This is a genomic window from Spirulina sp. 06S082, from assembly GCF_034932145.1.
Classification (GTDB): domain Bacteria; phylum Cyanobacteriota; class Cyanobacteriia; order Cyanobacteriales; family Spirulinaceae; genus CCY15215.
The window spans coordinates 1-10712 of record NZ_JAYGHV010000423.1 but is presented as its reverse complement, the minus strand read 5'-3'; the positions used below and the strand labels follow the sequence as shown (position 1 = coordinate 10712).

Below are 10712 nucleotides of genomic sequence, written 5' to 3'. Positions count from 1 at the left end.
CGACGGGGGCAATGCCAAAGTCGTCACAATCTGCATCAACGAAGGCTTTAGCTGTGGCCATATACTGTTCTAAAACTGCATTTGGTTGGGATCCTAACACTTGGATATTATCGCGGGCTATGGCTTTAATACGGGTTAATTCTGCGCCATCGCCAATCACTACGAGGGGGAGTTGTAATTGATTGAAGGCTGCGACAATTAAACCCACTTTTTTATAACTCACCAAGCGGGAAACAACCAGATAAAAGTCTTCTTTTTGAGGAGAAAAAGCAAAGCGATCGCAGTCTACGGGAGGATAAATGATTTCGGCTTTGCGTCGGTAACAGCGCCAGATACGACGGGCTGTATATTGGGAGTTGGCGATGAAATAGTCAACGCGGTTGGCGGAAATAACATCCCATTCTCGCAGGCGATGGAGAATATAGCGAGAGAATACACCTGGAATTCCGTTTCCCATACGACTGCTGCGGAGATAATCAAAGGTTAAATCCCAAGCGTAACGCATGGGGGTGTGACAGTAGCAGAGATGGAGTTGGTGGGGACGGGTGAGGACTCCTTTGGCGACGGCGTGGGAAGAGGAGAGAATGAGATCGTAGTCTCCTAGGTCCAGTTGTTCGATCGCGAAGGGAAGAAAGGGTAAATATTTTTGTACGCCGTTGCGGGCGAGGGGAAAATGTTGTAGGAAAGTATGACCGATTTTGCGCCCATATAGGTAACTCTCTGGGTTAACCGATTCAAAGTCAATTAAAGCATAGAGATCCGCTTCGACGTGCTGGAGAATTTCCTGTACGACTAATTCCGATCCTCCGGTTGCTTGGGGGGTTAACCATTCATGGACTAAGGCTGTTTTCATCAAGGATTTGTTTCTCGATCTCCAATACTTTAGCGCGACTTGAGGGGACGGGAAATTTAAAATTTCGGGAGAAGTGCGATCGCCTGTTTGCTGAAGTTCGCAATGGTGAGGCTGTTAATTTAGAACAGTTGTCGATCGCGGATTTATGGTGGGCTACGATTTGAGATGATGCGATCGCAAGCAAAAGAGATTCTATTCTTCTTTATCGAGATCGCCCTCTAAACTCTCAGTTTTTTGTTCAACATTCGTCAACCAAGTTGTCAAATCTTGCAAACTCTCAAAATCCAACATTTCTAAACCTAAAGCATCTAACTGCGCCAGCGTTAACTGAGAAATTTGCTCTTCTATTTTTAACTCAAGCTGTCCAAAACGTCGTGTAAGCTGGCGTAAAAGAACCTCTAACCACCCTTGTCGTCGTCCTTCTTCACGACCTTCTTCACGACCTTCTTCGCGACCTCGTTCAAGCCCTTGCTTGATACCAATCTCGATCCCTTCTTCCATCCAACTTGTTACGATTTGCATAACTTCCTCCTTGTTCTCTGGTTTAATTGTAGCAACTTCCTCGACAAATATGCGATTTTCTGCTTCATTTAATTTTAAATAAGTATCCACAAACCCGGAAATCAATTGCATTCGAGCCGGATCGAGGTGCAGTGTTACCAAAAGCCGCAAACATTCTAGCTTAACTTTTGGTCTATCTTCGGAAGTAATATTCATTTTTGCCATTAACGCCGATGCAACTGGATTTTTCTGCTCTAGAAAATCTCGCCAATTGAGGCGATTTAATTGAATAACTCGATAGTTAAACCGCAAAACATCAAAGTCAGGAAAGCTGACTTTATGGTAATTGATGGCAGCTTTTTTGGGTCGATCGTAGGAAAATATTACAATCGGATAAACAGGGACATTGAATTTCTCATACAAGCGAGCAAAATAACGAAACATTCGCTGGTTAAATGCGATATCGGGAGAAGATTGATTCTCAACGTGAATCAAAAAGTAAGAGTCTTTATCGGCAAAATGAACTCGGACTATGAGATCGGTTTCGTAACGTTCCCCCAAAGTTACATCCGTAAAGACTTCCTTATCTAAAAACGTTACGGAGTTAGGATCGAGATATTCCCGCAATTCAGGAAAAAACAATTCCACGAACTCTACAAAAAAGACGGTAAGCAGTTCTTTAAATAAGCGATCGTGGTCAATAATGCGTTGCTCTTTCATTGTTAAACTCGGTTTACATTCTATCTTATAATTATTTTGTTATTTCTGAGAATGATCGGAGTTTTCTGTGCAAGAAAACTCCGATCGTTTGGGTACATCTCAGTTTTGCAAAAATATCCATCCTGAACAGAATATTTCTTCTATTTTACCGTGGAACGGGCAGGATGCCCGTGACTAATTTGGTATAATTCCCGAACAAGCATCCTGCTTGTTCCACAATCAAGAAGTTTTCTTTTATGACCTAAATGATAAATTTACAAATTTGAGATGCACCCGATAATTTACTGTTTAACGAACGCGCAATTTAATTTCGTAAGTCCCGCTTATTCCTTGGGGAGGCGACCATGTTAATAAACGACGACGAATTTCATCAATGAGGGTTTTTTCTGTCACTGTTGAAGCCACATCGTCCAGGATAGCGCGGTCAATTCGTCCGTTACGAAGACGCAATTCAAACATCAATTCTCCACTGACACCATTAGGGATATAAATATTGCGAAGATATTGATTTAAAGCGTCAATTGTGGCGCGATCGAATCCATTGGCCAGGGTAACTTCCAAGGGTAAAGCAATTGCTTGTTCCTCTGTTTCTTGGGGCTGTTGAGTAGGAATACCATCAACAAGAGGAGAAGAATCCGCAGGTTGATTTTGTTCGCGATCGCGTCGGTTTTGTCGGTATTGAGGGCGAGGACTGGGACGATTTACCCTTCCTAAAGTCCGTCCCGATGGCGCGGGTACAGAGGGTGGTGGGACTGCTGAAGCAGGAGTTCCACGAGAAGTGGATCCCCCATAAGTATCATTAAGTTTCTCACCTGAGTCGCCAAAAATGCCTTCAAAACTCACACCTTCGGGTAATTCTACCGGAACATCTACCCTGCGTCGCGTGCCGTCGGGATCGACGCGAATTTCCTCACTCACGGCGACAAAGGCAGTGTATTGGGACAATAAACGATAAGTGAGAGCAGTATTGGTAATGCCTTCTACTCCCGAGACGGTTTCTCCCCCTACCATTTGGGTCATGAGTTCTTTAATTCGCGATCGCCCCCACAGTTGCGCGATCGCCAAATTCCCTTCATTATTGAAGTTCACCTCAATAGTTTTATTATAACGTCGTCCTCCGGCTGCAATGCCTGTAACTCTCAATTTACCGTTAGTGCGATCGCCTTTACGTCCGAATAAAACTAAAGGTTGATTCGCAAATAAATCCGGCAAAAATTGAGGATAAATATCAGGTGAATTGCCTCCCCCTTCCCAACTAACGCTAATATTAGTTAAGACGGGATTATTAATGTGTTGAAAAAACTTTTCAACTGTTTCTTGACTAGGTTCATCTTGACGAATCACTTGCATGGTTCCTCGTCCAACTTCTGCAAGGCGATCGAGTAAAAAGCGATTGACGGAACTTCCGACTCCAAAACTATAAAGACGATTGCCGTATTTTAATTCATCGCGAACTCGGGCGATAATTTCGTTGTCGTTGCCGATATAACCATCGGTGAGTAATACGACACTTCGCAAGCGTCCTGCGGGGGCTGGGGGATAGTTTAACACGGCATTAATACCATTCAGGAGTTCTGTACCGCCATTTCCTTCTAACCTTTCTACATAGTCTAAAGCGCGATCGCGGTTTCTTTTCGTATTCGCTAAAGGAGTGGGAGAAAGTGCTTGAGCCGTATTTGCAAAATCGATGACGGTAAAGGTATCATTAGGGTTTAAACCATGAATAAAACGCCGCATCAGTTCTTTGGATTTGGCGATCGGTTCTCCCGCTTGAGAACCGGAAGTATCCATCAGAAAAACCACATCTTTCGGCACGATCTCGTTAGTTTTGTATTCAATTGCGGGGACGAGATAAAGGGCAAAATGGCCGCCTTTTTCATCTGCTTGAGTTAATACTGTGGCTTGAGTTTCTTTCCCGGACACTCGATAGCGCAAGATTAAATCTTTGTTGGGAATATTATCTTCTGGATTTAATTTAACCTCAACAATATTGCTAAGAAGATTAGTGATAATATTGTGAGAAGAAGAACTCACACCCTGCACTAATCCCCCCGCGTCTAATTCTACCGTGACCCCAATATCGTGACCCGATCGCGTACCTGGAGGCAAGACGGGAGGGGTAATTCTCGAGGCATCTGGGACGCGATCGCTATCTTGTCCCCAGTTTTCGCGGGTCGGATCTGAGGCACGTATGGGGAGGTTAATAGGTGTACCGGGAATGTAGCGCGGTCCCACTACCATCGGGAAAACAAACTCGTAATCGCCTCCCTCAAAAGTGAGGCTATCGGTGTAGCGAATAGTTACATCAATTTTTTCCCCTGGTTTAATATTAGCGAGGGATTGAGTAAATATGTTAGCGCGTTCTTGTTCAAGAAGTCCAGCCGTTCGTCCTTCTCTCCTCGCTTGTTCGTAGATTTCTCTTGCTTCTTCTCGCTTTTTAATATCTCCCTTAATAATGCGATCGCCGATCTTGATTTCCATGTCATCCACAGCCGCTTCGTCGGGTAAAGGGAAGACATAAACAGCTTCTAAGGGTTCGCTGAAGGGGTTTTCAAAAGTTTGCGTGACCTCGACTCGGGAAACATTCCCCGAAATTTTGACTTTAACTTGGGTGTGTTTGAGGGGAAATACACGGGGTTCTCCATCCTCTGAAGGGGCAAATAAACCGCTTGTGGGGGCAGATGGGGCAGGATTTCGCATACTATCGGTACGTAATGAGTTAGGGGCAGATCTCGGGGGTGTTTGGGCGATCGCCACGGAAGTCGTCCCACCAAGACCCACTAAAAATAGTGTCAGAGACAGAAATAGAGTTGCATTCATCGATTCGGGCAAGAAATGAAGGACAGCAAGGGAAAAGCTAGAAAGCAAAGATTCTTGTTCCCTTAGCGTACCTTGACACAAATTATATTCCTGAGAAGTCTCTGTTTCGGTTTTGGTAACCAATTTTTTAAGGATCGGCGATCGATGAGAGCAAGAGAAATCCATGTCTCATAATTTTATCACTACAATTAGTTTCCCTGACAATAACTAACAATACCATTAGCCAACTCCTGTTCCGGTTGCGTGGCACGTTGTAGATTAGCGAGAGAGGCATCTAAACCCGGACGATCTTTCTTTTCAAAGGCTTCAACAAAAGTACGAGTGGATTTGGATATCCCCTCGTACATTGTGACAAATTCTGTGCGAAATTTTTGCAGGGTTTCGTCCGATAGTTCTAGTGCTTGCATATCTTGAGAGGCTTTGTCAATGACATCGGCTGCTTGTAGCATAGCTTGGGATTCTTTCGTTTGCCCTTCATTGGTAAGTTTTTTAGCCTCTTCTGCGACACCATTAGCAATGTTGATAACACTGTTACATTGGGCAATTTTGCTTGTCCCGCAACCCGAAGCTAGGAAAAGAACGATAGCACTGAGAGAAGCGATCGCACTAGACTGAGGCAAACAACGCATTTCCAAATCTCCTATGATTAATTCGCATGATTCCATCGTTGATTCTAGCGTTATTATTCAAGGAATGGGGCATCTTGCCTGTTGGAAATTTAGTACGCAAAGATAATCAAGAACGCTTAAATCGATTTTGCATCACCATTGTTCAAGTTAACGGTATAGTGACCGACGATCGAGATACGTTCGTAGGAAAGTAAGTAGAAGTGAACTAAATCAGGATTGACCGCATCTTGGTGCATCACCATACCATTAATTCCGACATCGTGACGATAATCGATGATGCGATCGCTTTCATCGAAAAGAGTGCTAAAGATCGGATTTTTGACCGGAGGATTTTGTTTTAATTCCTCATAATCTTGGGTAAAGGGAGTACCGTATCCGAGAGGCATATACAAGCCTTGAGAATAATTTTGAGATGACAATTTCGGTAAAGATTTTAAATCAACACCACTCACCACCAACTTACGAGTTTTTCCTGCTTCATTTTGGAAATAAAAATCAATTTCCTGTAACGTTTTTTTAGATAAGGGAGACTCAATATCTTTTACGACAGCATTGGTAAGATTGGCAATTTCACTGTAATTGCTTTTCCATAAGCGATCGGGATCGTAAATGCCAGGAATCACAAAACTTTGAAATTGTACTGAAGAATGACGAATATCAGACCATGTTTGCCAATCCTGTTGCGTATCATCTACGATTAAGTTTGCTTTCTGTTTTTGTTCTGCAACGGTAAAAACTGTTTCATTTTTTAAGTCATTGACGGCTACTTTTCGTTCGTTTTTTACTGACCGTAGTGTAGAGAAGTCAAGAGTTTGACCTTTAAAAAATGTCGTTCCAGGATACCATGATTCAATGCCTTGTGCGTACTGCCAATAGGAATCTTTATTCACTGTTTCAACAAAATTTTTATAACTCCCTCGGGGAAAATCAAAGAAGCCTTGATATATTTTCTTCGCTGCCCCATTTTCTTCTGCAAATACTGCTATTTCCCAGTAACCTGCCCCCAAACAATTGTTCGTTAAATGAACAGAAAGATTATTCGCTTTCAGTTGCCGATCGCCTTTAACTTGCAGGTGAGGAGAGTCTGCTTGAAAGACAACACGCTGGCGATTAAATTCTCGCTCTAGAATAAACCATTTAACCAATTCTGCATTGCCTTTAGCTGATTCTGGGGCAGCAGGAATCATTAAACTCAGGTCGATATCATCCAAGGCGATCGCGATCGTTTCTCCTTCTTTTTGCAGTTCAAAGTCGAGATTATAGTGCAAATTTTCTTTAGTCGTAGATTGTAAAGAAATGTTTTTCACAGAATAACCAGAATCTTGTACTTCTTCGTAGCTAATGGCAATTTGCTGTAAATTTGTCTTACCGTAGCTTATTTGATAAATTCCTGCACTGGCTAATAGCATACTTAAGGTAATTCCTCCTGCAATTCCTGCGGTTTTCCAGTTGGTCAATTCTTGAACAATTTTTGCGGAAAAGGTAGATACATTAGACATGGTTGCGAACTCCTGAGAAAAGAGAAACTTTAGTTAGTTGCTTACATTTCTAGAATCCACTATTTACAAGGGATTCTACAAGATCGCGATGGGTTCGTTCTCAGGATATTCTCAGGGATTTTTCAGCGATCTCTAACCGATCTTGCCATTTACCGACAATTGTGTTAGGGAATTTTTCTCTGAAATCCAAAGTAGAGGAATTTAGCACTATCCCGCAAATCGAAGCTGAAGGCGATCGAGATAACAACAATTATTGCATATAATGATTTAGTCGCATTTCTTTAACGGTAAAGGCGATCGCCTAAATTTATATGAGCAACTAAAACAAACTCAGGAAGAAAGGGAGCAAGAAAAATCAGCTAGTAGGGACAAGACCGTGAAAATCTGGAATATTGGTTTAGATGATCTTTTATTGCAAGGCTGTAGCTGGGTGAAAGATTATCTTGCTTATAATAGTAAATTAAGCAAAGAAGACCGGAAATTATGTGATAGTATCTTGTCAGATGCGACAAAAAGCGATTAAACTCCAGGGGATGTTAAATTTAATGTCCCTACAGGAAGAAATGAATGGGAATTACTTCGCAAAGTTCGCGACACGAAAGAATTATCGGGAGACCAAGATTATTCCAAACTCATTCGCACTCTCCTGGTTTACGAATATCGATATGATAAAGGTGCATGGTATGAAGTCAACCCAATTTTGTCACGATCTGGGAAAGTGTAATCAGAAAAAACTGGAGAGGCGATCGCAATATTTCCATATATTCGGAAAAAAGGTGATTTTGCGATCGCGTGATAATTTTTATAATGAAGAATATTTAGCTATTCAAGAAATACTTGAAGATTGGGAAGATTTAAACGATTTAAGACAAGCAAAACAAGATGAGGAAAATTTGCCGATCTTATCTTTAGAGGAAATTAAAAAAGAGTTAGGCGATCGCACAATCTTCTCAGATTGATTTACAATATAGATACTATACACAACGGCGATCGCAATGATTGACATTTATGGTGGCAAATATCCGCGCAATATCCCCAGTTACTCTGCTGGGGATGCAGCACGCTACCTAAATATCCCTGCTTCAACCATTCGATTTTACTTGATGAAATCAACACTTAAATTGTTCTGACTGAAGTTCAAGATTCATAAAAACAAAAAATAGGGCGGGCAATGCCCACCCGATCGCAAACTAAATTCCCGAATTAACGACGCGACATTAAAATCAATTGAGCCAGTTGTAAAACAGCATAAACAGCAGTCGCAACATAAGTCCATGCTGCCGCTTGCAAGACTGCTTTTGCGCCTTTCTTTTCCTCACCTTGTAAAATACCGAGTTGGTCGATTAATTTCAAAGCACGATGAGAAGCATCAAACTCAACGGGTAAAGTCACGAGATGAAACAAAATGACAGCAGCAAAAAGGAAGATACCGATATTAATAAATATCGAAGAAATCCCCCCTAAAAAACTTAAAACAATGCCGATAACAATTAAGGCGGGTCCTAATTGCGATCCTAAATTGGCAGCAGGAACAAGAGAGGCTCTCACATTCATAAAAGTATAGCCTTTACGGTCTTGAATAACATGACCGCATTCGTGAGCAGCTACCGCAGCCGCAGCCAGAGAGGTAGAATTGTAAATTCCTTCCGATAAGCGTACTGTACTCGCTCTGGGATCGTAATGATCGGTTAACTCTCCCTGGATGGGTTCGATGTTAACATTCTCAATTCCCATCGATGAGAGAATTTCCTGTGCCACTTGCGCCCCTGTCATGCCCATACTGGAAGGAATACGAGAATATTTCCGATAAGTTCCTTTGACTTGACTTTGCGCCCAGAACATGAGCAGCATTCCTGGAAGTAAGAGTAAATAAGACCAATGAAAAAACATAAATGAGAGCTTCTCCGCGATCGCGAAGGGTAAATTTATTCAGAGTTATATTCTGTAATTATACAAAATTCCCAATTCTCGAAAACCGTACATTACCGAACCAAAAGTCTTGTTTGCGGACGCGATCGCTGCTATTGATATTGATGGTTTTGCCCGATGAATATTTTAAAAACAACAACCCATAGCCCGCTATCCCAAAATTAAAGTATGCGAATCGCACTATTTACAGAAACGTTTTTACCCAAAGTTGATGGCATTGTCACCCGCTTGCGCCATACTGTCGAACATTTAGAACGCAATGGCGATCGCGTTTTGGTGGTTTGTCCTCAAGGTGGACTCAAGGAATATAAGGGGGCGAAAATTTACGGCCTCTCCTCTTTTCCCCTTCCCCTCTATCCCGAATTAAAAATCGCGGTTCCCCGTCCCGCGATCGGCAAGCAACTGGAAAAATTCAAACCCGATTTAATTCACGTAGTAAACCCAGCCGTGTTAGGACTGGCGGGAATTTATTATGCCAAAATGCTCAATATTCCCCTTGTAGCCTCCTATCACACCCATTTACCCCAATATTTGCATCATTACGGTCTCGGGGCATTGGAGGGCTTTTTGTGGGAGTTATTAAAAGCGGGACACAATCAAGCACAGTTGAATTTGTGTACGTCTTCGGTAATGGTAGAAGAGCTACGCAGTCACGGTATCGAACGTTTAGACTTGTGGCAGCGCGGTGTTGATACGGAGATGTTTCAGCCCCATCTCGCCTCGGCTAAGATGCGCGATCGCCTCTCTCAAGGTCATCCCAATAGCCCTCTCCTTCTCTACGTGGGGCGAGTTTCCCCAGAAAAGGAAATCGAACAAATCAAGCCTATTTTAGAGGCAATTCCAGGGGCGAGGCTGGCGATCGTGGGCAATGGTCCCCACCGAGAAGCCTTGAAAAAACATTTTGCGGGTACACCGACGAATTTTGTGGGCTATTTACACGGACTTGAACTCGCTTCGGCTTTTGCTTCGGCAGATGCTTTTGCCTTTACCTCTCGCACAGAAACCCTAGGATTGGTGGTTTTAGAGGCAATGGCGGCGGGTTGTCCTGTGGTTGCGGCTAATTCTGGAGGTATTCCCGATATTGTCACCGATGGCGTTAATGGCTACTTGTTCGATCCTAACGATGCTAATGGCGCGATCGCGGCAACAAAACGCCTATTAGCCGCCCAAGACGAACGGGAAACCCTTCGCGCCAATGCCCGCAAGGAGGCAGAACGTTGGGGCTGGTCGGCGGCAACCCGTCAGTTACAAGATTACTATCGTTCTGTGGCTAATTCTGAATCTATTTCTACGGCTGCATAAATGCTCAAATACCCTGATGCTCCTACGAGGTCAGAATTTGTAGGAGAATGCGAAGAAGGGTTTCGATATCTTCGGGAACTCGGTAGCTTTCTAGACCGCGCTGGATATGTTTTTTCTCGCGATCGAGTCTGCCGAATTCCCAGATTGTCCCCGTTGTCACTGCACCAAACAAGATACTGCCCTCGCTGGGATCCCAGCGATCGAGGGCAATGAGTTCTACTGCAAGTTGCGTGAAACCGTTGATTAAATTTTCTCGTTTGGCTTCGATAACGAGTAGATTTATCTGGGTTGTCAGTAGATAATCAAGAATACCTTGCAACTGTTCGGATACTTTTAGCATAATTTCCGAGAATCCCCCTTTTGTAATCTTTGATTCAAGAGGGGATGAATCGGATAAAAATTTGTGGTATCGAAACCAAATTTTTATGTAGCTTGTTTTTGCTTTTCACAGCTTATGTT

The 10712-nt window shown here is 42.9% G+C and carries 9 protein-coding genes; 2 read left to right on the top strand and 7 right to left on the bottom strand.

The genetic code is table 11. The features are described 5' to 3' along the window. The 5 genes from VB714_RS25730 to VB714_RS25710 form a co-directional block, all read right to left on the bottom strand. Positions 1–853, bottom strand: an 853-nt coding sequence (locus tag VB714_RS25730) for a glycosyltransferase (RefSeq protein WP_323228007.1), incomplete at its 3' end; no start/stop codon positions are given. Positions 854–1045: 192 nt separating this feature from the next. After that, on the bottom strand, positions 1046–2074 hold the full coding sequence (locus VB714_RS25725; RefSeq protein WP_323228006.1) for a DUF4351 domain-containing protein: 1029 nt from the start codon (positions 2072–2074) through the stop codon (positions 1046–1048). A gap of 288 nt (positions 2075–2362) precedes the next feature. Beyond that, positions 2363–4894 carry a VIT domain-containing protein gene (locus tag VB714_RS25720; protein WP_416309799.1) on the bottom strand — a complete coding sequence of 844 codons (2532 nt, stop codon included), beginning with the start codon at positions 4892–4894 and terminating at the stop codon, positions 2363–2365. A 188-nt stretch (positions 4895–5082) separates the two neighbouring features. Continuing rightward, entirely contained in the window at positions 5083–5559 is a 477-nt protein-coding gene (locus VB714_RS25715; protein ID WP_323228003.1) for a hypothetical protein, read from the bottom strand. Between the two features lie 80 nt (positions 5560–5639). Further along, positions 5640–7022, bottom strand: coding sequence for a hypothetical protein (locus VB714_RS25710; protein WP_323228001.1), 1383 nt, complete (start codon positions 7020–7022; stop codon positions 5640–5642). Positions 7023–7705: 683 nt separating this feature from the next. Between VB714_RS25710 and VB714_RS25705 the strand changes: the two genes are divergently transcribed. Continuing rightward, complete coding sequence (locus VB714_RS25705) at positions 7706–7981, top strand: hypothetical protein (RefSeq protein ID WP_323227998.1); 276 nt, start codon at positions 7706–7708, stop codon at positions 7979–7981. A gap of 244 nt (positions 7982–8225) precedes the next feature. On the opposite strand, the gene VB714_RS25700 is transcribed toward VB714_RS25705, so the two are convergent. Then, the gene (locus VB714_RS25700) at positions 8226–8912 is read right to left on the bottom strand and encodes a zinc metallopeptidase (protein ID WP_323227995.1); all 687 of its coding nucleotides are present in this window, start codon (positions 8910–8912) and stop codon (positions 8226–8228) included. A gap of 207 nt (positions 8913–9119) precedes the next feature. On the opposite strand from VB714_RS25700, the gene VB714_RS25695 reads away from it, so the two are divergent. Continuing rightward, positions 9120–10253 carry a glycosyltransferase gene (locus VB714_RS25695; RefSeq protein ID WP_323227993.1) on the top strand — a complete coding sequence of 378 codons (1134 nt, stop codon included), beginning with the start codon at positions 9120–9122 and terminating at the stop codon, positions 10251–10253. 22 nt (positions 10254–10275) lie between these two features. Here the strand turns inward: VB714_RS25695 and VB714_RS25690 are convergent, their stop codons facing one another. Continuing rightward, positions 10276–10593: a hypothetical protein gene (locus VB714_RS25690; RefSeq protein WP_323227990.1), complete on the bottom strand. Its 318-nt coding sequence runs from the start codon at positions 10591–10593 to the stop codon at positions 10276–10278. Positions 10594–10712 lie beyond the last annotated feature (119 nt).

Coding starts and splice junctions, on each gene's coding strand:
- VB714_RS25725 (WP_323228006.1), bottom strand. CDS start 2,074: ATGAAAGAGCAACGCATTATTGACCACGATCGCTTATTTAAAGAACTG.
- VB714_RS25720 (WP_416309799.1), bottom strand. CDS start 4,894: ATGAATGCAACTCTATTTCTGTCTCTGACACTATTTTTAGTGGGTCTT.
- VB714_RS25715 (WP_323228003.1), bottom strand. CDS start 5,559: ATGGAATCATGCGAATTAATCATAGGAGATTTGGAAATGCGTTGTTTG.
- VB714_RS25710 (WP_323228001.1), bottom strand. CDS start 7,022: ATGTCTAATGTATCTACCTTTTCCGCAAAAATTGTTCAAGAATTGACC.
- VB714_RS25705 (WP_323227998.1), top strand. CDS start 7,706: ATGAAGTCAACCCAATTTTGTCACGATCTGGGAAAGTGTAATCAGAAA.
- VB714_RS25700 (WP_323227995.1), bottom strand. CDS start 8,912: ATGTTTTTTCATTGGTCTTATTTACTCTTACTTCCAGGAATGCTGCTC.
- VB714_RS25695 (WP_323227993.1), top strand. CDS start 9,120: ATGCGAATCGCACTATTTACAGAAACGTTTTTACCCAAAGTTGATGGC.
- VB714_RS25690 (WP_323227990.1), bottom strand. CDS start 10,593: ATGCTAAAAGTATCCGAACAGTTGCAAGGTATTCTTGATTATCTACTG.